Genomic DNA, 25,337 nt, shown 5'->3' with positions numbered 1-25,337 from the left:
GTGGGGTGATGCGCGAATTTCTCCGTCGGGTCGCCGACGACCGGCTGCCGCACGCTCTTCTCCGTCGGGTGCCGCACGGACTTCTCCGTCTGGTCGCCGACGGAGACGACCGGCTGCTGCGCCGGGTGGCGGCCACCCGCTCGCCGGTCCTCGACCGGGTGCTGCCCGCGGCCGGTCGAGCCGCCGACAACAGCCTGCTGTGGATGGGGGTGGCCGGCGCGCTGGCCCTGACCGGCGACCCGCGGGCCCGGCGGGCCGCGATGCGGGGCCTGGTGGCGGTGGCGATCACCAGCGCCACCGCGCACACCATCAAGGCCGTCACCGGCCGCCACCGGCCGCCCGACGGGGTGGCGCCCCTGGCCCGCCGGCTACGCCGCGCCCCGGTGACCACCTCGTTCCCGTCCGGACACGCCGCCTCGGCGGCGGCCTTCGCCACCGGGGTGGCCCTGGAACTGCCCGGCGTCGGTCTGCCCCTCGCGGGCGCCGCCGCGGCGGTGGCGGTCTCACGGGTGTTCACCGGCGCGCACCACCCCTCCGACGTGCTCGCCGGCGCGGCGATCGGCGTCGGGCTCGGCCTGGCCACCCAGCGCTGGTGGCCCCGCCGGCCCCCGGTCGCGGCACGCGCCGCCCGGCCCCGGCACGAGGCGCCGGCGCTGCCGACCGGCGCGGGGCTGGTCCTGGTCGTCAACCCCGCAGCCGGCGGCTCCGGAGAGGACATCGCCGCGGACGTCCGGGCGGAACTGCCCGACGCGCAGGTGGTCCTCGCCGGCCCCGACGACGACCTCGACGAACTGTTCACCGGGGCGGCGCACACGGCGGTGGTGCTCGGCGTCGCCGGCGGGGACGGGACCGTGAACCTGGCCGCCCGGGTCGCCTGGGAGTCGGGGCTGCCGTTGTTCGTGGTGCCCGGGGGCACGCTGAACCATTTCGCCGCCGATGTCGGGGTGGCGGGGGTGGCCGGGGCCGCCGCGGCGCTACGGGGTGGCGAGGCGGTGGCCGTCGATCTGGGGGTGGTCCGCACGGCCACCGGTGACGGCGCGGCACGGGTGGCCGCCGGCGTCGGCGGGCCGCGTGCGGACGCGGTGTTCGTGAACACCTGCAGCGTCGGGGTGTACGTGGACCTCGTGCGCGCCCGGGAGAAGCTGGAGACCCGGATCGGTAAGTGGCCGGCGGCCGTCGTCGGACTCGTCCAGGTGCTCCGGCACGGCTCCCCCACCCCGATGGTGGTGGACGGCCGCCGCCGCAGGGTGTGGCTGCTGTTCGCCGGCAACGGCCACTACGCGCCGCCCGGCATGGTCCCCTCGCACCGGCCCCGCCTCGACGACGGGCTCCTCGACATCCGGGTCGTGGACGGCACCCGGCCGTTCACGCGACTGCGCCTGGTCCTGGCCGTCGCCACCGGGACCCTGGCGACCTGCCGGGTGTACCAGGCGCGCGAGGCCCGCACAGTGCGGCTGCGGTCGCCCCGGGGTCCGATCGGGCTGTCCCTGGACGGGGAGGTCACCCGCACGGGCACCGCGATCACGATCGGCAAGAGCGACCGGGCGCTGATCGTGTACCGGCCCGCGGAGTCCGGAACCACGACCGGACCGGACGGCGGCCCGGGCGCGGGACCGGGGCGTCTGGAGTGGCGACGCCCCGGCAGGTGAAGGAGCCCAACCCTCGCCAGCACTGATCGGCTGGGTGTGAGCCGGGCTCCGGTCTACGGCCGGTACGACGTCTCGGTTGTCCGGCCCGTGAAGCCCGGGTCGTCGTGCACGTCGTCGGGAGACTCGAGGGTGTCCTCCTCCTCGGAGTTCTCCTCGGCCGGCTTCGGCGCTACGGTCTCCTCGTCGGCGGGCGGCTCACGTTCGTCGGCCATGAATCGCCTCCCTCCTGGTCCCACGCTACTCCCGATCCGTACCCCTTGCCCCGAGATGTTCACACCGTTCGGGCCGAGGGTCAGGCACCCATCCAGGGCCACCAGCCGGCGAACCAGTCGCGGACCCGCACCACCTGATCGGTGCCCCCGTCGAGGCCGGGCAGCGACCCCGTCGCCACCGCGATCCCGATCGCGAGCGCCGCGACCGAGCACAGCGCCCCGAGCACGGCCAGCCCGTTGCCGGCGACCCGGCGGCGGGTGGGCCGGACCACGGCGGCGACGGCCAGCACCAGGCCCAGCAGGCCGACCAGGAGCGCCGGCCGGGCCAGCACACCTGTGAGGGCCGCGTACAGCGCCGTGAGGCCCACGACCAGCGCGGCCACCGACGTGACGCTGGTCCGGCCGCGGGCCTCGACCACGGTGGGACCGGGGACCGGGCGACCGGCCGCGTCCCGATCCCCCGACATCCGGTCGGCCGGGAGGTCCAGGTCGACCGGAAGGTCGCGGTCGGAGGTCGACCGGCCTGCCGGGATGTCGCGGCCAGCCGGTGCGTCCCGTTCGACGACCGGCACGGTCCGGTTCCGGGCCTTACCCCGGACGGGAACCGGGTCCGGCAGGTTGCCGTGCTTGTCGTCGCGCACGATCTCGGGCGTGGCGGTCCCGTCCGCACGGCGGAATCGGCTCAGCAGTGTCCTGGGCATCTCAGCGCACCTCTCTCTGGGCGGAAGACCCACCCTTCGGCGGACAGGGACACCCGACCGCCGGTCAGGAGGTACCCAGTCCCGCCCGGTTTCACGCCCGCGCCGAACAGTCAGCCCAGATGGGTCACTCGGTGACCGTCACGGCACGTTCAGTCAGGATCGGTCACCGACCAGCGCGATATGCCCCCGACACCTGATGATCATGGTTTGCCCTCGATACGCTGCGGGTATCCCATTCGCCCTCGTGGCAGGAGCCAGGCCCATGCACTTCTCCTTCGCCTCCGTGCTCCACCTCACCCACCCGTCCCCCGTCACGGCGCGTGCCGAGCGCCGACCGGTGGCCGACGGCTTCGGGTTCGCGTTCGACCCCCGGTGGCGGCTCGCCCTCGCCGTGGCAGGCGTCCGCCCCGGCACGTGCGCGGTGACGGTCGGCGAGTTCCTGCGGATCCGGTTCGGCCCGTGGTGGCTGGAGACGCCGATCGACAACGTGCTCGACGCCGCGCCGGTCGCCGTCCCCGCCGGGTGGGCGGGCGTCGGGGCCCGGGCCGCCGACGAGGACACCGCCCTGTTCGGAACCGGGCCGACGCGGGGGGCGTCGATCCGTTTCGTCCACCCGGCGGCGGGGAACCTGCCCTTCGGCGGGCTCACCCATGCCCGGACGATCGTGACCGTCGCGCGGGTCGACGAGCTGGTCGCGGAGATCAACCGACCCCGGGGCTGAGCCCCGCGCACGGCACCCTCGCAGTGACCCGCCCGAGTAGGCTGGCGTCACGGACAGGAGGGCGGTGCATGACCCGGAGTCGCGGGACCTTCGAACACCCCGGCCTGCTGTACGCGTCGACGGCCGAGTACGTGGCTGCCACCACCGAGTTCATCGAGGTCGGCCTCGCGGCCGGCGAACCGGTGCTCGTGGCCGTGCCCGGTGCCCGCCTCGCCCTGATCCGCGACCGGCTGGGCGCCGACGCCTCGGCCGTCCGCTGGGCCGACATGGCCGTCGCCGGCCGCAACCCCGGGCGGATCATCCCCGACGTGCTGCTGCGGTTCGCCGGGGAACACGCCGGCAGACGAGTACGGATCGTTGGCGAACCGATCTGGCCCGAGCGCACACCGGTGGAGTACCCGGCGTGCGCCCAGCACGAGGCCCTGATCAACGTGGCCTTCGCCGGCCGGGACGCGAGCATCCTGTGCCCGTACGACATCGTGCGGCTGGATCCCGGGCGGGTGGCCGACGCCGCGCGTACCCATCCGGTGCTCTCCTCGGCGACGACCACCTGGCTCAGCACCGCCTACGGCGACCCGCTCGCCACCGCGGCGGTCTTCAACCAGCCCCTGCCGCCCGAGCCGCCCGACGCCCCGTCGGCGGCGATCGACGGCGCCGGCAGCCTGATCGGACTCCGCGGCTTCCTCACCGCCGAGGGCCGACGCGCCGGCCTGTCCCACGACCAGCTCGGCAGCCTGCTGATCGCCGTGAACGAGCTGGCGACCAACACCTGCGAACACGCCGCCGGCACCGGCCGGGTGACGGTGTGGACCGAGCCGGGCCGGCTGGTCTGCCAGGTCACCGACACCGGCCACATCGCCGACCCGCTCGCCGGGCGGGTGCCGCCGGCGTCGGACGCGACCGGCGGGCGGGGGCTGATCCTCGCCCACCAGCTGTGCGACCTGGTCCGGATCCACACCGGACCGGAGGGGACGGCCATCCGGCTGCACCTGGGGGTGTAGGGCACTCCCGGTTAGGGGGGCGGTTGGCAGTGGGGGCACCAGTACGTGACCCGGTCGCCGGTCGACTCCGAGCGGATCGCCGTGCCGCACCGCCGGCACGGGGACCCCGCGCGGCCGTACACGTGGCTGGTCTCGCCTCGGCGCAGCGACCCGGTGGTGCTGCGGACCGGACGGTCCCGGTTGGCGAGCAGGAGCCGGCGCGCGAGCCGGACCAGGGCCGGCAGATCGCCCACGTTTCCGACCGGGGTCCACGGCCACACGCCGCGCAGGAACAACGCCTCGGCCTTGTACACGTTGCCGATCCCGGCCAGGTTGCGCTGATCGAGCAGCGCCTCGGCGACGGTCGTACCGGGCCGGCCGCGCAGCCGGCGCACGGCCTCGGCCTCGTCCCAGTCGGAGCCGAGGATGTCGGGTCCGAGGTGCCCGACCACGAGATGCTCGTCGGCGGTGGGCGACAGATCCAGATCATGCAGGTGGTACCCGACCGCCACCGCCCCCGCCGTCTCCAGCACCACCCGGATCAGGTGCGCGGGGCGGGCGGTCCAGCGCTCACCGGGCGCGTGCACCCGCCAGGTGCCGTCCATCCGCAGGTGAGAGTGCAGCGTGAACAGCCGGCTGCCTGGATCCGGCGCGGCCGCCAGGCGCAGGAGCAGGTGTTTGCCCCGGCAGGTGGACTCGCGGACCGTCCAGCCCGTCAGGTCCACCGTGGCCAGGCCGGGCACCCGGAAGTCCGAGCCGGTCAGCACCCGGCCCGCCAGCCGGCGCTCCAGCAGTCGCGCCGTCTGCCACACGGTGTCCCCCTCGGGCACGCCGCCGCCTCAGGCCCGCAGCCGCAGGCCCCGGGGCGTGGCCCGGAACCCGGCGGCCGTCAACGCCGCCACCAGCGTGGACGAGTGCACCGCCCCGCCGTCCGCGCGCTCCACCGACAACGCGCCGAGCGCGCCGGAACTCACGATCCGGCCGAGGGCGCTGGCCGCGGCCGTGACGGTCTCCGGCTCGCGGTCGAAGGAGAGCAGGGTCCTGCCGCCGCGTTCGACGTACAGCACGAGGGCACCGTCGACCAGCACCACCAGGGCACCCGCCTTGCGGCCGGCCCGGTGACCGACCGGCACCCGACCCGGCCCGGGGTCACCGGCGACCGGCGCGGGCGCCGGGTGGCCGTGGACCGGGCCGGTCTGTGGGCGGGGGTGGACCGGGACGGTCGGTGCGTGGCCGTGGATCGAGACGGTCGGTGTGTGGCCGTCGGCCGGGACGGTCGGTGCGCGGCCGCCGGTCGGGGGCTGCTCGTCCGCGCCGGACTCCACGGCCCGCTCGGGCCAGGGCAGCGCCGCGCCGTACGGATTCGCCGGGTCGGTCGCCGCCAGCACCAGCGCGCCGCCGCCCGGACCCTGGGCGCGCAGCCGGTCCACGGCCCCCGGCACCGCGAACTGCGCCGCACCCAGGCCCTCCACGAAATATCCCCGCCGGGCGGCGCCCCGCTCCTCCAGGCCGGCCAGCACCGGATACACCCCGGCGAAGCCGCCCGGCGCGTTCTCCGCCATCACGGCCCCCCGGGTGAGCACCCCGTGCCGCTCGAGGAGCGTGTCGGCCAGGGCCGCGGCGCGCCGGGTGGGGTCCAGGTCCCGGTCGGGCAGCCTGGACCAGCGGCCGGCGGCGGCCGGCGGGCCGGAGCGGGAGGGCAGGGCCGGGCGGCCCGGACGCCGGTACCGGCTCCGGGGGGCCGCGGGTTTCGCCTTGTGCGCGCCTCCCCCGCCGAGCAGGGCCCGCAGCGGCGCGAGGGTGTCGTTGGTGAGCCAGCCGCCCCAGACCAGGTCCCACAGGGTCGCCAGCAGCTCCTCGTCGTCGGTGGCGGCGACCCGGTCGGACAGGGCGCGGAAGAACAGGGCCTGTCCGCCGTCGAGCACGTCGAGGACGGCGGTGTGCAGCGGGGTGGAGACTGCGGCCTCGTCGGGGACCGGAAGCAGGAGGGCCGCGCCGTCCGCGTACGCCAGGGTGACCCAGCCGTCCGCCTTCGCCAGGCTCCCCGCGCCGGCCCACACCACCTCGCCGCTCGCGCACAGCTCGTCGAGCTGGGTCGGCGAGTAGTCGGCGATCCGGGCCGGGAGCACCAGGCTCTCCAGCGCCGACGCCGGCACCGGCACCCCCTGGAGCTGCTCGACGACGGCGGCGAGCCCGTCCACGCCCCGGGCCGCCGAGCCGACCTGCTGCCACTGGGGCAGGAACACGGCGAGCGCGCGCGGGTCGACCGGCTCGATCTCCTTGCGCAGGGCGGCGAGCGACCGGCGACGGAGCAGCCGGAGCACCTCGGCGTCGCACCACTCCGCGCCGCTACCGCCCGGGGAGAACTCGCCCGCCACGACCCGGCCGGTCGCGCCGAGCCGGCGGAGCGCGTGCTCGACCACGGACACGCCCAGCCCGAACCGGTGGGCGCACGCCTCGGCGGTGAAGGGGCCGTGCGTCCGCGCATACCGCGACAACAGGTCGCCCACGGGGTCGGCCACCGGCTCGGTGTGCGCGACAGCCACGCCCACCGGCAGGGCCACGCCCAGCGCGTCCCGGTAGCGGCCGGCGTCCTCGACGCCGATCCACCGCTCCTGTCCGGCGACCCGGACCCGGATCGCGCGGCGGGCCGCCTCCAGGGCCACCGGCCACTCCGGTAACGCCCCGCGCGCGGCCAGCTCGGCGTCGGACAGGTCGCCGAGCAGCCGGAGGAGCTCCACGACGTCCTCGGCGTCGCGGGGCCGGCGCTCGGGGGTGAGCCAGCGCAACTGGCGCTCGGTCTCGGTGACGACCTCCGGATCGAGCAGCTCGCGGAGCTCCACCCGGCCGAGCAGCTCGCCGAGCAGCGCGGCGTCGAGGGTCAGGGCCGCGGCGCGGCGCTCGGCGAGCGGGGCGTCGCCCTCGTAGAGGAACGCGCCGACGTACCCGAAGAGCATGGACCGAGCGAACGGCGACGGGCGGGGCGTCTCGACCTCGACGAGGCGGACCTTCCGGCTGGCCAGCTCCCGCATGACCTGCGCGAGGCCCGGCACGTCGTAGACGTCCTGGAGGCATTCGCGGGCCGCCTCGAGGGTCACCGGGAACTCCGGGAAGTCCCGGGCCACGTCCAGGAGTTGGGCGGAGCGTTGGCGCTGCTGCCACAGCGGCTGGCGGCGGCGCGGATCCCGGCGGGGCAGCAGCAGCGCCCGGGCGGCGCACTCCCGGAACCGGGACGCGAACAGCGCCGAGGCGCCCACCGACTCCTCCACCAGCGCGACGATCTCGTCGGGGTCGAAGGACACCAGGTCCGCGCCGGGCGGCTCGTCGACCATGTCGGGCAGCCGGATCACGATGCCGTCGTCGGAGGCCACGACCTGGGCGTCCACCCCGTAGCGCTCCGAGAGACGGCGGCCGATCGCCAGCGCCCACGGGCCGGTGACCCGGGCGCCGAGGACGCAGTGCAGGACGAGCCGCCAGTCGCCCAGCTCGTCGCGGAACCGCTCCAGCACCACCGTGCGGTCGTCGGGCACGGCGCGGGTCGCCTCGGCCTGCTCGCGCAGATACGCCATCAGGTTGGCGGCGGCCCACGCGTCGAGCCCCGCGGCCCGCAGGTCCACCGTCGCGGCGGCGTCGTCCTGCCGGAGCAGGGACCGCAGCCCCGCGCCGATGGCCCGGCCCAGCTCGACCGGCCGGCCGAGGGAGTCGCCCTTCCAGAACGGCATCCGGGCCGGGGCGCCGGGCGCGGGGCTGACGAGCACCCGGTCGGGGGTGATGTCCTCGATCCGCCAGGACGACGAGCCGAGGAGGAAGACGTCGCCGACCCGGGACTCGTACACCATCTCCTCGTCGAGCTCGCCGACCCGGACGGGCCGGTCGGCGTGCGCGAGGAAGACGCCGAACAGGCCCCGGTCGGGGATCGTGCCGCCGCTGGTCACGGCGAGCCGCTGCGCGCCGGGGCGGCCGGAGAGCACGTCGGCCGTCCTGTCCCACAGCACGCGGGGGCGCAGCTCCGCGAACGCCGTGGACGGGTAGCGCCCCGACAGCATGTCCAGCACCGCGCCGAGCGCCGAGTCGGGCAGATGGTCGAACGGCGCGGCGCGGCGGACCAGCGCGGTCAGCTCGCCGACCGGCCAGTCGTCCATGGCGACCATGGCGACGATCTGCTGGGCGAGGACGTCGAGCGGGTTGCGCGGATACCGCATCTCCTCGATCGCGCCGCTGACCATCCGTTGGGCGACGACGGCGCAGGACAGCAGGTCGCCCCGGTGTTTGGGGATCACCACGCCCTTGGACGCCGCCCCGACCTGGTGCCCGGCCCGGCCGATCCGCTGCAGGCCCGAGGCCACGCTGGGCGGGGCCTCGATCTGCACGACCAGGTCCACCGCGCCCATGTCGATGCCCAGCTCCAGGCTGGAGGTGGCGACGACGGCCGGCAACAGGCCAGACTTGAGCTGCTCCTCGATGTGCAGTCGCTCCTCGCGGGACACGCTGCCGTGGTGGGCGCGGGCGACCACGACGGGCGCGCCGGTGGCCAGGCCCGACTGCGCCATCACCTCGGCGGGCATCCGGGTGACCGGGGCGGCCGGGGTCTCCGCGGCCAGCTCGTTGAGCCGGGCGCACAGCCGCTCCGCGCCCCGCCGGGAGTTGGCGAACACGATCGTGGACCGGTGGGCGCGGATCAGCTCCAGGACCCGCTCCTCGACGGCCGGCCAGATCGAGGTCCTGCGCGGGTCGTCGTCGGCACCGGCCGCCTCGTCGAGGCGGGTCATGTCCTCGACCGGGACCTCGACGGTGACCTCGAACATCTTCGCCGCCGGGGGCTGCACCACGTCGACCGGGCGGGAGCCACCGAGGAACCGGGCCACCTCCTGCACCGGGCGGACGGTCGCCGACAGGCCGATCCGCTGGGCGGGCCGCGGCAGGAGCGCGTCGAGCCGCTCCAGGGACAGCGCGAGGTGCGCGCCGCGCTTGGACGCCGCGACGGCGTGCACCTCGTCCACGATCACGGTCTCGACGCCGCGCAGCGACTCGCGGGCGGCGGAGGTGAGCAGCAGGAACAGCGACTCGGGGGTGGTGATCAGGATGTCCGGCGGGGTCCGGTTGAACGCCCGGCGCTGGTCGGCCGGGGTGTCGCCGGAGCGCATCGCGACCGTGATGTCGGGCTGCGGGGTCCCGAGCCGGGCGGCGGCCTGCCGGATCCCGGCCAGGGGTGCGCGCAGGTTGCGCTCGACGTCGACCGCCAGGGCCTTGAGCGGGCTGACGTAGAGCACCCGGCAGCGGCGCAGGGGCTCATTGGGCGGCGGCTCGCTGGCCAGCCTGTCCAGCGACCAGAGGAACGCCGCCAGGGTCTTGCCGGAGCCGGTGGGCGCCACGACGAGGGCGTTGCGGCCGGCGCTGATCGACCGCCACGCCCCGACCTGGGCCGGGGTCGGGGCCGCGAACGCCCCGTCGAACCACGCGCTGGTCGCCGGCCCGAACCCGTCCCATCCCGCTGTCACGTCCCCCATCCTGCCCCGGGGGTACGACATCCAGCCCGCGACCCAGCCGTAAATGTTCTTTACGACGTAACGCCCGGGTCGCCCAACCCGCTGTTATGGGGAAAGGAGGGCTGATGCTGGGGTACGACCGAGAAGGTCCCGAGGAACTCTCGCCGGGTACGGTGGCCGCGCTCACCGAGCTGGCCCTGGCCGGCCACGCCTGCCACGTGCCGTGCGAGGTGCTCGCCGGCCGGTGCCGGACCTGCGCGCAGCCGTGGCCGTGCGAGCCGCGCCGGGGTGCGGTCCGCTGGCTGTTCGGCACCCGGGGCGCGGCGGAGGAGGCGCGCCAGGCCGCCGCGGCGGAGGACCGCAGGGTCACGTCCGCCGAGGACCGCAGGGTGACGGCCGAGGCCGCCCGGCCCCGGTGGGACCGTCGGATACCGGGTCGGGTGTCACCGTAACCGTCTGATGAACGTGATTTTTGGCTGTGTCAGGCGTTGTTCCAGGCCACCGCCGCCTCGATCTGCTCGGCGGACAGGCCCGTGGCCTCGCCGAGCTGGGCCACGGTCAGCGACGCCGGGGACGCGGCGTGCAGGGCCCGGGTGATCTGGCCGGCCCACAGCTCCGCGGCGACGTAGGGCCGCCGCTCGTACTCCCGGACAAGGCTCGCCAGGTGGGCCGCGTCGCAGCCGGTGAGCAGCCTGCTGCCGTCGAACCGCGACGTCGACTCGTGCACGGCGGACGAGTCGGGCACCAGCGCGTACCGCTGGCTGCCGTCGGTGATCACCCGCCCGCACACGTCGCACAGCTCCGCGCCGGGGCGCAGGTGTCGCTCGCCCTCCATGGGTCCTCCCTCAGAAGCCGCCGCGCGGGTGCTCGTCCATGTCTCCTCCTCAGCCCGGCGTCTTCCGGTGCCCTACCCATCAGGCCCGGGAGTTACGCATCGCCCCGCGACCCCTCGGCGGCCAGGCCCAGCGCCACCGAGTCGGCGGGCAGCAGCAGGGACTCGCCGGGGCGCAGGACCAGACGCTCCATCCGGTACGCCGGCGTGTCGCGCACCCCCAGCAGCGGCCCGCTCGGCCGGCGCACGGCCAGCTTCTCCCCGTCCACGCCGCGGTGAACGGGCGCCGGCTGCCCCGCCTGGGCCCAGGTGAAGCCGCCGTCGGCCGGGTCGTACAGGCCGACCAGCGCCGAACCGTGCCCGGCGCTCGGGTTGCGCAGGCTCCACCGGTTCAGCCGGTCGAGCAGCTCCGCCGGGTCCGCCGTCGGGTCGGAGTCGGCGGCCACCACGCCCCGCAGCGCGGCGATGGCCGCCGCCGCGGCCAGCCCGTGGTCGGCTACCTCGCCGACCGCCACGACGGACCGGCCGTCGGGCAGGGTCCGCAGGTCGTACCAGCCGCCGTCCGCGCCGTCGGACCCGGACCGCACCGTCACCACGAGCCCGGGCAGCGGCACCGGCTCGCCCGTCGGCGGCAGGACCAGCGCGTGCAGCCGGCGGAGGATCCGGCGCTCGGCGGCCACCAGCCGCTGGCTCTCCGACGCCCCGTCGCGCAGCGCCGCCAGCTCGCGGGTGGTCCGCTCGGCGGCCGTGACGTCCTGCATGATGCCGTAGATCTTCACCGGCGCGCCGGTGATGTCGGGGACCGCCTCGCCGACCACCCGCAGCCACCGCACCCCGCCGGGCAGCCGGATCCGCAGCGTCATGTCGGTGCGCCGCCGGGCGGCGATCTCCGCCAGGCCCTGTTCGACCACCGGCAGGTCGTCGGGGACCACCAGGCCGGCGACGTCCTCCAGGCTCGCGGGGCCGGCGGACGTGGCGCGCTCGAAGATCCGGTACAGGGTGGGCGACCACTCCATCGTGCCGTTCGTCAGATCCCACTCGACCCAGCCCAGCGCCCCGAGCCGTTCGGTGTAGGCCAGCCGGGACGCGTGCTGGTCGCGCACGTCGTGCCGGACCCACCGGATCAGCAACGCCGCACCCCACCGGTGCACCTGCACGCTGAGCGTCGTGTCGACCGCCGACCCCCGGACCATTTCCGTGTACGGGAACGGGCCCACCTCCCGGGGCTGGCCGTCCTGCAGCACCTGCTCGTACGCCGCCCACAGCGGACCGTCCACGATGGTGGGATAGGCCTCCAGCACCCGGAGTCCGACCAGCTCGCGGCCCCGCCGCCCCGACAGGTCCGCCGCCTCCTGGCTGGCGGCCTCGATCCGGTAGTCGGTGATCCGGTCGCCGGAGTCGCGGATCGGCGCGAGCACCGCGCACGCCCCCGGCAGCATGTCCAGCACCACCTGGGCGGCGAGCGTCCAGCTGCCCGGGGCGTCCTGGCCGCGGGCGAGCAGGTCCACCAGCCGCACCCCGGCCGCCTCGGCGTGCGCGCGCACCACCCGGCGGGTGGCGATGTCGCACCGGTGCGGCTCGCGCCAGAACACCCCGATCCCGGCGACCATCCGGCTGTCCGGCCCCGCCGCGCGCACCGGGATCCACACCCGCGAGCTCCAGATGTCCTCCGGATCGCCGATCAGGGTGTACCGCCGCCGCGCCGCCGCCAGATCCGGCAACCAGATCTCCCGGCCGAGCCGCACGCACGCCGTCACGGCCGTCCCCAGGTGCGGGGGCAGCCGCTGCCAGGCGCCCACCACCCGGGCGGGCACGCCGGCCGTGCCCACGGACTGCAGCGAACCGTCCGGCTGCACCGCCATGATCATGACGGCGTCCACGCCCGCTGGGCCCGCCAGGTGCTCCAACACCTCCCCGGCCAGGGCGTCCACGTCGGTACTCGCCGCGAACGCCCCCGCCGCCGCCGACCCCACCCCGCCGGCACCGACCTCGGGCCCGGGCAGGTACGCGACTGCGGTCCCGGCGTCCCGGCGCACGTACCGCGCGGAGTCCAGCAGCGACGGGTCCTCCGCCAGGCCCACCGCACGCAGACCGGCCCCGTCGAGCAGCGCCGCGGCCGTCTCCACCGGGTCGCGGCCGTCCTCGGCGGCCAGCTGCCGCAGGTGGGCCAGGGCCCGGTTCACGTCGCAGCCGAGCCGGCCGGCGATCAGGCCCGTCGCCCGGTCCAGGAGGCTGTGGCGCGCGGCTTCGGCCCGGAGGGTCTCGTTCTCGGCACGCAGGCGGGCGACGGTCTCGGCGAGCGCGTGCGTCGCCGGGGTCCTGGATGGCACACCCCTACTCTGGCAGACCTCGGGGGCGTCCGGAGCCGGTCGAGGAGCCGGGTCCGCCCGGGGCCCGGGCGGGGCGTGGTCCGGTGGCTGAGCTGGTGGGCGGGCTCGAAGGCCGCGTCACGGCGGCGGGTGCCCCGGGAGGTGATAGCCGTCACGCTGTGTGCGTTATTCGCTGTCACTTGTCGTACCCCGGAGGCACGATGGCGGCATGCGCCTGCACACGTACCGCCACGTCCTCGCGCTGCCCGGCGTCCGGACGCTGATGATCCTGGCGCTGCTCGCCCGGATCCCGGTGACGGCGGCCGGCATGGCGCTCACGTTCCACGTCCTGGGCGACCTGCACGGGGGGTACGCGCAGGCGGGCCTCGTCGGCACGGCGGCCACCGTGGCGACCGCGCTGGGCGCCCCGTTCACCGGCCGCTTGACCGACCGCAAGGGCCTGCGGGTCAGCACGGCGCTCGGTACCGTGATCGCGCTGTGCTTCTGGGTCTCCGCCCCGTTCCTGCCGTACCCGGCGCTGCTGGTCGCGGCGTTCCTCGGCGGGCTCGTCGGGGTGGGCGTGTTCTCGGTGACCCGGCAGGCCCTGGCGGCCCTGGTGCCCGAGGACCAGCGGCGCACGGCGTTCTCGATCGACTCGATGTCGACGGAGCTGTCGTACATGGTGGGCCCCGCCCTCGCGATCATCCTGGCCACCCAGGTGTCACCCAACGTGTCCATGATCGTGATCGGCACGGGCGTCGTCGTGTCCGGCCTCGCGTTGTACCTGCTCAACCCGCCCACCCGGGAGGCGGAGGAGCCCGGCGTGCCCGACGCCCCGGCTCCGCCCCGGCGGACGTGGCTGCGCGGCGGCTTCATCGGCCTGCTGCTGGTGGCCGCCGCCACGACGACGACCCTGGCCGGCACGGAGATGGCCATGGTCGCGGCGCTGCGCCAGTCGGGACACACGAGCGCCACCAGCGTGGTGATCGCCCTGTGGTGTGTGTACTCGTTGCTGGGCGCGTTCCTCTACGGCGCCGTGCACCGCGGCCTGCCGTCGATCCTGCTCTGCGGCGCGATGTCCGTGCTGACGGTCCCGATCGGGCTCGCCGGCGGCCAGTGGTGGGCCATCGCGCTCGCCCTGCTGCCGGCCGGGGTGCTGTGCGCCCCGTCGCTGTCGTCGAACACCACGGCGCTGTCGGCCCTGGTGCCGGCCGCCGCGCGCGGCGAGGCGATGGGCATCCAGGGCTCGGCGATGACCGTCGGCATGGCCGGCGGGGCGCCCCTGGCCGGCTGGGTCAGCGACCACTACGGCCCGGCGTGGGGATTCGCCGCGATCGGCACCGTCGGTCTGCTGCTGACCCTGACGGCCGTCCCCCTGCTGCGGCACACGCTGCGCCCGGCCCAGCGGCGGGTCCCCGACGAGGTCCCACAGCCGGCCTGATCACCAGCCGGGGAGAGGCGACTCTCCGGCGGTCGACCCGTGGACGGGAAGCGTCCGGGTGGCGGCGACCGCGCGGCCCAGGTGCCGCAGCATCGCGCGGGCGACCAGGACCACCCGGATCGCGGTGACCGCCACGGTCCGCTCCGTCGAGGGCCCGGACCCGGCCGGGCGGGACTGCGGGCCGAAGCTGAAACCCGCGGTCAGGACGACCACCGTCGCGAGTAGGACCGCGAGTCTGCGCACCGGAGCCTCCCTGGGGTCAGCGGTCCCCGCCGCGGTCCGCCAGGTCACGGCACCGGGAACCGGGGTCGCGGCGACCGCCGCCCGACCACCGGTCACCTCCGCCGCGACATAACCCCGATCATTCCGGCCGGTGGGCCACGACCGCTCCGTTTTGCCAGAAATGCGGGGCCCCGAATGGCCGAGACCGCTGCGAGCCGCAGATACAGGCGCGGCTGAAGCCGCCGCGACGCGAGGGCGCAGCCACAGCCCCCACGACGACGTCCGCCCCTCGACGGCCACCTACGTGGTCGTCGAGGGGCGGAGTGTGCTGGATCGGCGGCCCGGTGTCAGGCCGTCAGTCGGCGAGGCAGTCCACGACCACCGGCAGCCGGTACTCCGCGCCGGCCGTGTGGCCGATCACCGTCCGCACCAGGTGGTACACCGCGACGGGGTACGTCTGGCGCTGGGCGGAGGCCGCGCGGGCCAGGTCCGTGAGCCCCGGGTGGGTGTACATCCCCTGGGTGTGGAAGGCCGCCAGGTGCCGGCGGAGCAGGCTCGCCGCGTGCAGGCTGGCCTGGCTCGGTGGCCACGCCTCGTCGGGGGCCGGCCACAGCTGGCCGATCAGGCCGTCGATCAGCTCGTGCAGCCGGCCGTCCTGGGCCGCGTCCGTGTCGTCCTTCCAGGTCGCCGCGACGACCTTCGCCGCGAGGTGCGCGGCGAACAACGGGGCCCCGCAGAACTCGGCGTCGTCGGGCTCCATCGCGCCGGCGGTGCGACCGACGGCCGCGACCCGGGCGTCGCACAGGGCAGCCCGCTCGGGGTCGTCGACGCCGGTGGTGCCCATCGCGAGCAGGCGCAAGGCCGCCGCGTGACTGCCATGGCTCGGGATCGCCCACGCGGGGACCCGGAGATTGAGGCCGGCTGGACTGCTGACGATCCGGCGTACGGGCTGCTCAGTCATGGTGTTCTCGCCGCTCAACGCGGACCCTTTCCCGTACCGGAGGTGGTGTGGATCGCCGATCCCGCCCGCGCCACGGCGGGGCGTTGTGCGGTGGACGGTTCCCTGCGTCAAACATTACCTCCTCCGGGGCTTCGGTCCCCGTTCACCTCGGTTCGGCCTCATGTTTGGCGGTCCACGACGGGGGTAGTGGAAGGCCGTAGTCCTGGAGAGTCAGGGAGGTGTCACCATGAGTCACGGAATGCGGTCGCACGCCGGGATGGGCGCGATGAGCCACAATCCGGTGCAGGTCGCGGCGATGGGTGTCGGAGCGGTGTTCGCCCTCGTGGGCGTTCTGGGCTTCGTACCCGGAATCACCACGCATCTCGGCTCGATCACCTTCGCCGGCCACGAGTCGGGCGCGATGTTGCTCGGCGCCTTCCAGGTGTCCGTGCTGCACAACATCGTGCACCTGCTGTTCGGGATCGCCGGTCTGGCGATGGCCCGCACCTGGTCCGGGGCCCGGATGTTCCTGGTCGCCGGCGGCGCGATCTACCTGGCGCTGTGGCTGTACGGGCTGATCGTCGGGCACGGGAGCACCGCCAACTTCGTGCCGGTGAACACGGCGGACAACTGGCTGCACCTCGGCCTCGGCGTCGCCATGCTCGCGCTCGGCACGGTCCTCGGCGGGGCGGGCCGGACCGGGGCGGACAACCGGACCTGAGGCCCCGGCACGCGTTTGGCCGTGCCCCGGCAGGGGTAGATCCGGGGCATGGCAGACCATCTCGAGGACCCGGCCCAGGGAGTACCCGCCGCGTCCCTGTCCGACGACGCCGTGGAACGCGAACTCGCCAGCCTCGACCGGACCCGGCACGACGCCCTGGGGTACCGACCCGACGCCGCGGTCGCCACCCATCAGCGCCGCACGGCCGAACTCGCGCAGGAGGCAGAACGCCGGGGGCTGTACCGGGCCGGCGTCCCCGGCTCCGACCCCGGGGCGTCCTCGGCGAGCGCCGGCATTCCCGAGTACGCCGACGACGACGATCCGCGCCCGGTGCCCGACGATCCCGAGCGCCCGGCCGTGGCGGGCGACGCCCCGATCGGACTCGACGAGTACGGCACCACGGTGCGCGAGTCCCTGCGCGGCGAGTCGCTGGACCGCCGGCTGGCCCGGGAGGAACCCGACACGCCGTGGGAGCCGCCGAACGACGGCCGCCCCAACGAGGAGCAGGCCATCCACATCACCCGCCGCCCGTAGCGCACCGGCCGCCGAGGCCCGCGAGAAGTGGCCTGCAAGAAAACGGCAAGCGGCGCGACGTACCGTGCTCGCACGGCCGCCGGAGCGCACGGCGGCCGGCCCGGGCGGCGTCGGGGTGGCCGCGTACGGACGAGGAGTCGACATGTCGGAACTGGTGGGCCGCACGGCCCTGGTCACCGGGGGCGGTCAGGGCGTCGGGCGGGCCGTCGCGCGCCGGCTCGGCTCCGACGGCGCGCTGGTGGCGGTGCACCACGCCGGGGATCCGGGCGCGGCGCGGGAGACCGCGGGGCTGATCGTCGAGTCCGGCGGGTCGGCCTTCGTGTTGGGCGTGCCCGACGCGGTCGGGGGGCCGGAGGCGCTGGTCGCCCGGCTGGAGGCCGAGCTGCGGGCGCGCACCGGGGACGCCCGGCTGGACATCCTGGTGCACGCGGCGGTCGGGGTGGGCGCGCGGGCCGCGTACCGGATGATCCGGGGTTTCGAGCCCCTGTTGCGCGACGGCGGCCGGGTCATCGACGTCTCCGCCGACCGGATCACCGCCCCGGGCCTGGCCGACGTGCTGGGCGCGCGCGGCATCACCCTGAACACCGTCGCGCCGGGCCACCGGGTCCCGGCCCAGCGGTCGGGCCGGTCGGACGGCCCGGCGCCGCGGACCGGACGGTCCGATGTCGCCAACATCGTCGGGTTCCTCGCCACGTCGGACGCCGGCTGGGTGACCGGCCACCGGCTCGACGCCACTGGCGGGGCGTTTCTCAGCCCGAGGATGTAGCGGGTCCCCGCACGGCGGCATGGCAAGATCAGCTCCGTGGTCACGGGTGAGAGCAAGCGGGTGTCCTGGGTCGAGCTGTACTTCGACCTCGTCTTCGTCCTGGCCGTCGCGCAGGTCGCGCACGCCATCGGCGGGCACCCCGGCTGGGGCGGGGTGTGGGCGGCGTTCGGCCTGTTCGTCCTCCTGTGGTGGACGTGGACGGGCTTCGCGCTGCTGTACAACCGGCACGGCGCGGAGACCGCCCTCAGCAGCCGGCTGGTGATCCTGGCCGGCACGGTGCCCTGCGGGCTGGCCGCCGTGGCCGTGCACGACGCGGCCGAGGGGCATCCGCGGGCGTTCGCGCTCAGTCTCGGCGCGGCCCGGCTCATCCTGGGCGTCGCGCACGCCGTGATCGCCGGCCGCCCGGCCGCCCGCCCCGCCGTCGGCTACCTGGTGTCCGCCGCCGGGTTCGCCACGGCCGCGTTCCTGCCGTCGCCGACGTCGTACATCCTCTGTGGCGTGATGGTCGCCGTGGAGTCCCGGCTGTCCTACACCGACACGCCGCCGGACCGGCGCCGGCTCAGGGTCGCCGACCGGATGGACCTCGACGCCCTGCAACCGGCGGCCCCCGGACAGGCCATCGACGCGCACCACTTCTCCGAACGGTTCGGCCTGTTCGTGATCATCCTGCTCGGCGAGGTGGTCGCGTCCGCCGGGCTCGGCGCGCTCGACGGCGGGCACGGGCACATCGCGTGGCTCCCGCTGATCGCAGCGATCGTACTCGCCGGCACGCTGTGGTGGCAGTACTTCGACGCGGCGGCGGACATGAACCGGCGGATGCTGGAGGTTGCGGGCGGCTCGCAGTTCGTCGCCCGGGCCGTGTTCGTCAGCGGGCACATGCTCCCGGCGTTCGCCGTGATCAGCGTCGCGGCCGGCGTGCGGCTGCTGCTGGCCGGCGGGGCGCCCACCGGCGCGTACTGGCTGGTGTCCGGCGGCATGGCCGGCTACCTGGCCGTCACCCGGACGTTCTCCGTGCGCACCGGGCGGCTCGCGCACCTCGGCCGGATCGCGCTGGCCGTGGCCACCGTGGAGCTCGGCTGGCTCGGCGAGGTGCTGCCCGCCGCCGGGTACCTGGGGGTCGTGGCCGGCTGGGGCGTGCTGTGCGCGGGGGTCGCGACGTGGGAGGCGCACCGGGCGGCGCGACTCAAGGCCGCCTGAGGCGCCGTCGGGTCGGGCGCGCGAGAGGGGCGACCAGGTCCTCGGCCGATGCGGTGGGCCCGCCGTTCAGGGGGTCAGGCCGTGGCGGGCGGCGAGCACCGCCAGGCGTACCCGGTTGGTGGTGTCGGTCTTCGTCATCAGATTCGCCACGTGCGTCTTCACCGTGGTCACGCCCAGGGACAGCCGCTCGGCGATCTCCCCGTTGGACAGCCCTGCCCCGACCAGTGCCAGGACCTCGCGCTCCCGGTCGGTGACCCCCGACAGGTCAGCGCTCGGCACGGTCTCCGACCGGGCGGTCACCGCGCGGTCGACGAGCCGGCCCAGCACCCCGGGGCTAAACGCGCTCTCCCCCGCCGCCGCGCGGCGCACCGCGTCGAGCAGGTTCGCCGGGGCGGTGTCCTTGACCAGGAAGCCGCACGCCCCGGCCAGCAGCGCCGGGTACAGGTGCTCGTCGTCGTCGAACGTCGTCAGCACCACGATCCGGGTCGACGGCCGGGCGCGCAGGATCCGCTCGGTGGCCGCAGTGCCGTCCAGCACCGGCATCCGCAGGTCCATCAGGATCACGTCCGGGTGCAGCCGCTCGGCGTGCCGGACGGCCTCCAGGCCGTTGCCCACCTCGCCGACGACGGTGATGTCCCCCGCCGACTCGCACAGCATCCGCAGTCCGGCCCGGACCAGTTGCTGGTCGTCGACGAGCAGCACCCGGATCACGCGGCGCCCGCCGGCAGCATCGCCGACAGCAGCCAGCCGTCGCGGGCCGGCCCGGCGGAGATCTCGCCGCCGATCAGGGTGACCCGTTCCGACAGGCCCACGAGGCCGTGGCCGGGCGTGGCCGACCGCACCGGCGGACCCTCGTTGTGCACCTCGACCCGGGCGGTCCCGTCGGCCGACATCGCGACCGTCAGCCTGGCCCGGCCCGCCGGCCCGCCGTGCTTGAACACGTTCGTCAGGCCCTCCTGGACCAGGCGCAGCACCACCAGGCCGCGGACGGCGTCCATCCCGGCCAGCGCCGGGTCGATCGTCGCCTCGACCCGCAGCCCGCTGTTCGCCGCCCGGTCGACGACCTCGCGCAGGACCTGCGGCAGCTCCGCCGGGTCGACGAGCAGCGAACCCAACTCGACGTTGACGGCGGACGGATCGCGCAGCACCCCGACGAGCTTGCGCATGTCGGTCAGCGCCGTCGTGGCCGCCGCGTGCACGTCGTCGAGCACCTGCAGCATCCTGGGGTCGGTCTCCGGGATCACGTGCCGGGCCACCGCGACCCGCAGCACGATCGAGGCCACGTGGTGGGCCACCACGTCGTGCAGCTCGCGGGCGATCGCGGTGCGCTCCCCCAGCCGGGCGTTGAGCATGCCCAGCTCGCGGCGCTGCTCGCCCTCCAGCATCCGCTCCCGGGACCGGCGGCTGTTCTCGCGCAGCGACCGGACGTAGAGCCCGGCGAGCATGGGCGGGCCCACGACCCACGCCCAGTGGTACATCCCGGGCAGCACAGCGTGGAACCGCAGGACCTGCACCACGAAAGGCACGCTCATCGCGACGCACCCGACGGCGACCGGCCAGCCGCGACGCCGCACGATCAGCTCCAGCAGGGCCAGGGCGGCCAACAGGATGACCGACACGGCGTCGCTGTGCCCGAACAGGTCCGTGCAGATCAGCAGGCCCGCCTGGCCGACCACCGTGGCCAGTGGCACGAATCCGGCACCGAGGCTGACCACGCCGGCGAGCAGCGCGAACAGCCAGTCGGCCGTGGTCGGTCCGTCCGCGCGCAGGGCGACGACGTCACTGACCACGGCCGGGAACACCGCGAGTCGAATCCATCCGAACCGGTCACCGAGCAGGCCCATGGCTAGACGATAGCCGTCCACAGTGCCGGCGGCTCCTGCCGCGGGAGGAGGAGCCCTCCTCCGGTCGGCCGGCCGACCCGGCCCGCTGCCCGACGCCGGGGGCACCCGCAGCGGCGAGGCTGCGGGGTATGACAAACGCGAAGCTCGGAACCGACGGCTGGGACGCCGTCGTGGTCGGCGCGGGTCACAACGGACTGACGTGCGCGGCGTACCTGGCCGTGGCCGGGGGGTTGCGGGTCCTGGTGCTGGACCGGCACGCCACGGTCGGCGGGGACGACGGGGCGGCCGTGCCGACCGTCTACCAGGGGCTGGGGCTCGACGACCGGTTCCGGTTCTGGGAGCCCGACGGGCTCGACGCGCTCCCCGCGCGCACCTCCGGCGGGTGGGACACCTACCGGGCCCGGATGGTCGCGGCGCTGCCGGAGGAGGCCGCGCAGGTCTGCCGGTACGTCGACACCTGCTCCGCCCTGCACGCCGAGATCCGCGGCATGGCCCCCGACGGCCCCGCCGCGCCCAGCACCCTGTTCGTCACGTGCGCGCGCAAGACCCTCGACCAGGTGATGGGCGACTGCGGCCTGTCGGCGCGGGCCCGGACCGTGCTCGGCGGCTCCGACCACGGGCTCGCCCCGGAGCAGGTGCCGGCCGTCTCGCACGCGGCGATGCTCGGCGACCAGCTGCTCGGCGACAGCGGACAGGTGCTGTCGTCGATGCTGGTGGAGGCCATCGAGGCGTACGGCGGGGAGGTGCGGACCCGCACGCCCGTCGTCGGGGTGACCGTCGAGGCCGGCCGGGTGACCGGGGTGCGCACCGCCTCCGGGGAGGTGCTGCGCGCGCCCGTCGTGGTGTCCGACCCGGACGACGGGCGGTTCGCCGACGATCTGGTCGGGGAACACGCCGATCCGTCGGCGGGCGGGTACCGGGCAGTGGCCGCCGCCGCCAGCGCCGATCTGGTGGGGCGGGCACTGTTGGACTACGCGGAGCGGGCGCACGGGGCCGCGACGCCGACGGCGGTGCAGGCCGGGCCCGCCGGGGCTGGAGTGTGGGCCGGGGTCGGGCCGGCCAAGCCCGGGGTCGAGATGGGGATCGAGGTCGGGGTCGGGCCGACCGAGAGCGGGGTCGGGCCGGCCGGGAGCGGGGTCGGGCGGCGGGTGGTGCCTGAGGTGCCCGGGCTGCATCTCGCCGGTCCCGGAACCTCCGGCGTCCGGTGCGCGGAGCGGATCCTCGACGGATCGCCGGCGGAGGCGCACGCCGGCCGGGTCGGCGGCCCGCTCCCCCGGACGGCGGACCGGCCGCCGGGTCGCGAGCCGGCCAGGATGCCACGGCCCCGGGTGCGCCGGTAGGTTCTCTGAGGACGCGAGCCTGAGGAACCCGGCACCGGCTCGCGGTTCCGGTCCGGCCGGGTCACCCGGTCGGCACGATCCGCAGCCGGCCGTCCGCGTGCCGGCCCGGCACCATCGCGATCATGTGGGCCAGCGGCGCCGAGCAGCCCCACAGCACCAGCCCGGCCGGCGACGCCTGGGCCGCCCGGACGAACAGCGTCGCCGTCGGCGCGTCGGCGAACGACAGATCCGACACGTCCACCACCAGCGGCTCCCCCGCTGCCCCAGGCTCCTCGAACAGCCCGTTGAGCAGGGCAGCGACCGCGCGCCGGTTGGACACGTCCACCTCTCCGACCAGCCGCAGCCCCGGCGGGTCGACCGTGCGGACCATCCGCAGCAGCGGCGACCACCGGTCGTTGTCGGCCCGGTAGGTCGCCGGGTGCGCGGAACAGATCCCCCGGAGGGCGGGCGGCGGGAACAGCCGGCGGTCGTAGAGGCACAGGCCCATCGCGTAGCCGTCGGCGAACACCTGGTTGGCGAGCGCCTCGTACCAGGCGACCCGGTGCGCGCCGGCCACGGATCCGGCCAGCCACGAACGGTCGGCGACGAGCCGTACGCCCCGGTAGCCGGCGGCGCGGGCCTCGTCGAGCCGGCGGGTCCAGCCCTCGCGCACCGACGACGGGCGGAACTCGCCCCCGGTCAGGTAGGTGTCCGGCACGGTGACGATCTGGAGCTGGCCGGTGGCGACCAGGGCGGCGACGTGCACGCCGTGCGCGGTCAACCGGGCGGCGATGTCGGCGCGCGGCACCTCGGGGGCGGAGTAGATCACCCGGTGGCCGTCGCGGGTGCCGGCCCCGACGTAGCGGGCGACGGCCGCGGCGCACCGGTCGTCGTCGTCGAACGTCCAGCACACGTGGTCGGAGAGCCGGAGCTGGTCCACCGCGGTGGGATCAGTCATCCGGTACCCCCAGGTCGGCTCGGACCACGACGCGCGGGCCCGGCGGGAGTGCACCTGAACGGACGCTCGGTCCGACGCTAGACGACGTCGGGGAGCCCGGGCAATCGGCCGTCGGGAGGGCGTCCGGCCCGGGTGCGACGAACGCCGCCCCGCCACCCGGAGGGGCGGCGGGGCGGTGCGGGGGTCAGGCCGGGGGCGGGCCCTCGATGTGCAGCTGCGGGACCCGGCGGTCCAGCCAGGCCGGCAGCCACCAGTTGCGGTCGCCGAGCAGGTGCATCACGGCCGGCACGAGCAGCATCCGGACCAGGGTCGCGTCGATCAGGATGGCCGAGGCCATGCCGACGCCGATCACCTTGATGGGTACCTCCGGCGCCGGCACGAACGCCGCGAACACGGCGACCATGATCGCGGCGGCGGCCGTGATGACCCGGGCGGTGCCGGCCAGGCCGATGACGATGGACTCGCTGTTGCTGCGGGTGCGCAGCCAGGCCTCGCGCATCCGGCTGACCAGGAACACCTCGTAGTCCATCGACAGGCCGAACAGGACGGCGAAGGTGAGCACCGGCACGAACGCCGGCAGCGGGGTGGGGTTGTCGATCCCGATCAGCTTTCCGGCCCAGCCGCCTCGCAGTACGAGGGCGACGACCCCGTACGCCGCGGCGACGGACAGCAGGTTCATCACGGCGGCCTTGAGGGCGACGGCGACGCTGCGGAACGCCAGCAGCAGCAGGAGCATCGACACGAGGACGACGCCGCCGACGAGCAGCGGGAGCCGCTTGACGATGTTGGCGGAGCTGTCGATGGCGGTGGCGGTCAGGCCGCCGACGTGCACGTTCGTGCCGGTGGCCGTGGTCGGCGGGATCACGTCGTCGCGGAGTGTGCGGACCAGCTTCTCGGTCGCGGTGCTCTGCGGCCCGGTGGTGGGGATGACGGTGAACACGGCGGAGGTCCCGGCGTACTGGACCGGGGTGACCGCCGCGACCCCCGGCGTGCCGGCCAGCCTGGCCACCAGGGCGTCGAGCGCCGCGGTGTCCTTCGCCGCCGGCAGCTCGGCGACCAGGAGCAGCGGCCCGTTGGCGCCGGGGCCGAAGTTGGTGGCGACGGTGTCGTACGCCTGGCGGGTCGACCGGCCGGCCGGGTCGTTGCCCTGGTCGGGGAAGCCGAACCGCACGTCGAGGAAGGGTGCGGCCAGGGCGAGCAGGACGACGATCCCGGCGAGGGCGGCGACGATCCGGTACCGCTCGACGAGGCGGCTCCACCGCAGCCAGCCGGGGCTGATCACGTTGGCGGCCCGGGCGGCCTTGCGGCGGGGCAGCGGGATGCGGAGCCGGTCGACGTTGCGTCCCAGGTAGCCGAGCAGCGCGGGGAACAGGGTGGTGGCGGCTGCCAGGACGATGAGGACGGAGGTGATGGCCGCGAACGCCGCGCCGCGCATGAAGGACAGGCCCATGGCGAACAGGCCGAGCATGCTGACGATGACCGTGATCCCGGCGACGACGACGGACCGGCCGGCGGTGTCCAGGGTGGCGACGGTGGCCGCCTGCGGTTCCAGGCCCTCGGCCCGCCACTCGCGGAACCGGGTGACCAGCAGCAGCACGTAGTCGATGCCGACGCCGATGCCCATCATCGCCGCGAGGGAGGTGGACCAGTCGGGCACGGGCATGATCGCGGCGAGTACCGGGATCAGCAGGGAACTGACCGCGAGCCCCGCCAGGGCGGTGAGCAGCGGCAACCCGGCCGCGACGATCGAGCCGAAGGTGAGCAGCAGGATCAGAGCGGCGGCGGCCATGCCGATCCCCTCGGAGCCGATCGCGCCCTGTTCGGCCATCTGCACGGCCTGGCCGCCGAGGCTCACGGTGAGCCCGTCGCCGGCCCCGTTGGCCAGGTCGAGGAGCTTGTGGGTGTCGGCCTTGGGCATGTCGGTGGGGTTGGCGACGTCGAGGCGCAGCTTCGCGATCCCGGTCGTCCCGGCTCCCGGGGACACCTGGCCGCGCCGGGGGTCGGGGGCCTCGGCGGCCTTGACGTGCGGCACCTTGGCCATCTCGGCGAACAGGGCCGTGAGCCGGGTCTGCACGGCCGGGCTCATGACGCCGGCCTCGGAGTGCACGACGACGGTGATGGTGTCGCCGGACTGGGTCGGGAAGTCACGCGCCAGGAGTTCCTGGGCGGTCTTGGAGTCCGAACCGGGCGCGGTGTAGTCGGCGCTGTACTTGCCGCCGAACGCCGTGGACAGCCCGAACGCGATGGCGAGGGCGACCAGCCAGAGCAGGACCGTACGGCCCCGGTGCCGGAAACTCCAGCCGGCGAGTCGGCCGAGCGGGCCGGGCGGGGGCGGCGGGGCTGCCCCGTCCGGGGCGGCTCGGTCGTCGAGCAGCGGCTGGGCCATGGGATCCTCCGGGGGTGAGTGAGGCCACATCAATTGAGTTACGCCTCGTAACTGTTACGATGTGCCGTAACCTTGTCAAGCGGCTCCGCAATGATGTGGCCCGCACCACTACCGAATCG

Annotated in this window: 22 protein-coding genes; 10 read left to right on the top strand and 12 right to left on the bottom strand. The window is 75.3% G+C overall.

The window, feature by feature from the left end; translation table 11 throughout:
* Window positions 1–8 precede the first annotated feature (8 nt).
* Entirely contained in the window at window positions 9–1,649 is a 1,641-nt protein-coding gene (locus tag IW245_RS06190) for a bifunctional phosphatase PAP2/diacylglycerol kinase family protein (protein ID WP_197002233.1), read from the top strand.
* Window positions 1,650–1,702: 53 nt separating this feature from the next.
* Here IW245_RS06190 and IW245_RS06185 read toward each other — a convergent pair whose 3' ends face one another.
* Both IW245_RS06185 and IW245_RS06180 read right to left on the bottom strand, forming a co-directional pair.
* The gene (locus IW245_RS06185; RefSeq protein WP_197002232.1) at window positions 1,703–1,861 is read right to left on the bottom strand and encodes a hypothetical protein; all 159 of its coding nucleotides are present in this window, start codon (window positions 1,859–1,861) and stop codon (window positions 1,703–1,705) included.
* Between the two features lie 80 nt (window positions 1,862–1,941).
* Entirely contained in the window at window positions 1,942–2,562 is a 621-nt protein-coding gene (locus IW245_RS06180) for a hypothetical protein (RefSeq protein WP_197002231.1), read from the bottom strand.
* A gap of 262 nt (window positions 2,563–2,824) precedes the next feature.
* Here IW245_RS06180 and IW245_RS06175 point away from each other — a divergent pair, with 262 nt between their 5' ends.
* Together IW245_RS06175 and IW245_RS06170 are read left to right on the top strand one after the other, a co-directional pair.
* The gene (locus tag IW245_RS06175) at window positions 2,825–3,283 is read left to right on the top strand and encodes a hypothetical protein (RefSeq protein WP_197002230.1); all 459 of its coding nucleotides are present in this window, start codon (window positions 2,825–2,827) and stop codon (window positions 3,281–3,283) included.
* A gap of 68 nt (window positions 3,284–3,351) precedes the next feature.
* On the top strand, window positions 3,352–4,284 hold the full coding sequence (locus IW245_RS06170; RefSeq protein ID WP_197002229.1) for an anti-sigma factor RsbA family regulatory protein: 933 nt from the start codon (window positions 3,352–3,354) through the stop codon (window positions 4,282–4,284).
* Between the two features lie 11 nt (window positions 4,285–4,295).
* Here the strand turns inward: IW245_RS06170 and IW245_RS06165 are convergent, their stop codons facing one another.
* Complete coding sequence (locus tag IW245_RS06165) at window positions 4,296–5,093, bottom strand: zinc finger domain-containing protein (RefSeq protein ID WP_197002228.1); 798 nt, start codon at window positions 5,091–5,093, stop codon at window positions 4,296–4,298.
* Window positions 5,094–5,102: 9 nt separating this feature from the next.
* Window positions 5,103–9,770: an ATP-dependent helicase gene (locus IW245_RS06160; protein ID WP_372445301.1), complete on the bottom strand. Its 4,668-nt coding sequence runs from the start codon at window positions 9,768–9,770 to the stop codon at window positions 5,103–5,105.
* Window positions 9,771–9,874: 104 nt separating this feature from the next.
* On the opposite strand from IW245_RS06160, the gene IW245_RS06155 reads away from it, so the two are divergent.
* Window positions 9,875–10,201: a hypothetical protein gene (locus IW245_RS06155; RefSeq protein ID WP_197002227.1), complete on the top strand. Its 327-nt coding sequence runs from the start codon at window positions 9,875–9,877 to the stop codon at window positions 10,199–10,201.
* A gap of 29 nt (window positions 10,202–10,230) precedes the next feature.
* Here the strand turns inward: IW245_RS06155 and IW245_RS06150 are convergent, their stop codons facing one another.
* Both IW245_RS06150 and IW245_RS06145 read right to left on the bottom strand, forming a co-directional pair.
* Window positions 10,231–10,584, bottom strand: a complete 354-nt coding sequence (locus IW245_RS06150) for a hypothetical protein (protein ID WP_197002226.1) — start codon at window positions 10,582–10,584, stop codon at window positions 10,231–10,233.
* Between the two features lie 92 nt (window positions 10,585–10,676).
* Complete coding sequence (locus IW245_RS06145) at window positions 10,677–12,911, bottom strand: SpoIIE family protein phosphatase (RefSeq protein ID WP_197002225.1); 2,235 nt, start codon at window positions 12,909–12,911, stop codon at window positions 10,677–10,679.
* A gap of 208 nt (window positions 12,912–13,119) precedes the next feature.
* On the opposite strand from IW245_RS06145, the gene IW245_RS06140 reads away from it, so the two are divergent.
* On the top strand, window positions 13,120–14,331 hold the full coding sequence (locus tag IW245_RS06140) for an MFS transporter (protein ID WP_197002224.1): 1,212 nt from the start codon (window positions 13,120–13,122) through the stop codon (window positions 14,329–14,331).
* Here IW245_RS06140 and IW245_RS06135 read toward each other — a convergent pair whose 3' ends face one another.
* Window positions 14,332–14,574 carry a hypothetical protein gene (locus IW245_RS06135; protein ID WP_197002223.1) on the bottom strand — a complete coding sequence of 81 codons (243 nt, stop codon included), beginning with the start codon at window positions 14,572–14,574 and terminating at the stop codon, window positions 14,332–14,334.
* 334 nt (window positions 14,575–14,908) lie between these two features.
* The gene (locus tag IW245_RS06130; RefSeq protein WP_197002222.1) at window positions 14,909–15,514 is read right to left on the bottom strand and encodes a hypothetical protein; all 606 of its coding nucleotides are present in this window, start codon (window positions 15,512–15,514) and stop codon (window positions 14,909–14,911) included.
* A gap of 238 nt (window positions 15,515–15,752) precedes the next feature.
* Here IW245_RS06130 and IW245_RS06125 point away from each other — a divergent pair, with 238 nt between their 5' ends.
* From IW245_RS06125 to IW245_RS06110, 4 genes are all read left to right on the top strand, one after another.
* Window positions 15,753–16,214, top strand: a complete 462-nt coding sequence (locus IW245_RS06125) for a DUF4383 domain-containing protein (RefSeq protein ID WP_372445300.1) — start codon at window positions 15,753–15,755, stop codon at window positions 16,212–16,214.
* Window positions 16,215–16,262: 48 nt separating this feature from the next.
* Window positions 16,263–16,748, top strand: a complete 486-nt coding sequence (locus tag IW245_RS41500; protein ID WP_197002221.1) for a DUF6158 family protein — start codon at window positions 16,263–16,265, stop codon at window positions 16,746–16,748.
* Between the two features lie 142 nt (window positions 16,749–16,890).
* Window positions 16,891–17,514 (top strand): SDR family NAD(P)-dependent oxidoreductase, encoded by a 624-nt coding sequence (locus IW245_RS06115; RefSeq protein WP_231398681.1) that lies wholly within the window; start codon window positions 16,891–16,893, stop codon window positions 17,512–17,514.
* A 36-nt stretch (window positions 17,515–17,550) separates the two neighbouring features.
* Window positions 17,551–18,711: a low temperature requirement protein A gene (locus tag IW245_RS06110; protein ID WP_197002220.1), complete on the top strand. Its 1,161-nt coding sequence runs from the start codon at window positions 17,551–17,553 to the stop codon at window positions 18,709–18,711.
* 66 nt (window positions 18,712–18,777) lie between these two features.
* Here the strand turns inward: IW245_RS06110 and IW245_RS06105 are convergent, their stop codons facing one another.
* Both IW245_RS06105 and IW245_RS06100 read right to left on the bottom strand, forming a co-directional pair.
* Entirely contained in the window at window positions 18,778–19,422 is a 645-nt protein-coding gene (locus tag IW245_RS06105) for a response regulator (RefSeq protein WP_197002219.1), read from the bottom strand.
* Window positions 19,419–20,555, bottom strand: coding sequence for a sensor histidine kinase (locus tag IW245_RS06100; RefSeq protein ID WP_197002218.1), 1,137 nt, complete (start codon window positions 20,553–20,555; stop codon window positions 19,419–19,421). The genes IW245_RS06105 and IW245_RS06100 overlap by 4 nt, the downstream gene beginning before the upstream one ends.
* 128 nt (window positions 20,556–20,683) lie before the next feature.
* Here IW245_RS06100 and IW245_RS06095 point away from each other — a divergent pair, with 128 nt between their 5' ends.
* Entirely contained in the window at window positions 20,684–21,895 is a 1,212-nt protein-coding gene (locus tag IW245_RS06095; RefSeq protein WP_197002217.1) for a phytoene desaturase family protein, read from the top strand.
* Between the two features lie 61 nt (window positions 21,896–21,956).
* Here the strand turns inward: IW245_RS06095 and IW245_RS06090 are convergent, their stop codons facing one another.
* Both IW245_RS06090 and IW245_RS06085 read right to left on the bottom strand, forming a co-directional pair.
* Complete coding sequence (locus IW245_RS06090; RefSeq protein ID WP_197002216.1) at window positions 21,957–22,832, bottom strand: MEDS and STAS domain-containing protein; 876 nt, start codon at window positions 22,830–22,832, stop codon at window positions 21,957–21,959.
* Window positions 22,833–23,016: 184 nt separating this feature from the next.
* Window positions 23,017–25,218, bottom strand: coding sequence for an MMPL family transporter (locus IW245_RS06085; RefSeq protein ID WP_197002215.1), 2,202 nt, complete (start codon window positions 25,216–25,218; stop codon window positions 23,017–23,019).
* Window positions 25,219–25,337 lie beyond the last annotated feature (119 nt).

It is taken from the genome of Longispora fulva (assembly GCF_015751905.1).
Lineage (GTDB): Bacteria > Actinomycetota > Actinomycetes > Mycobacteriales > Micromonosporaceae > Longispora > Longispora fulva.
Note: the sequence above shows the minus strand (reverse complement) of the source record. Positions and strands in the feature narration are given on the sequence as shown.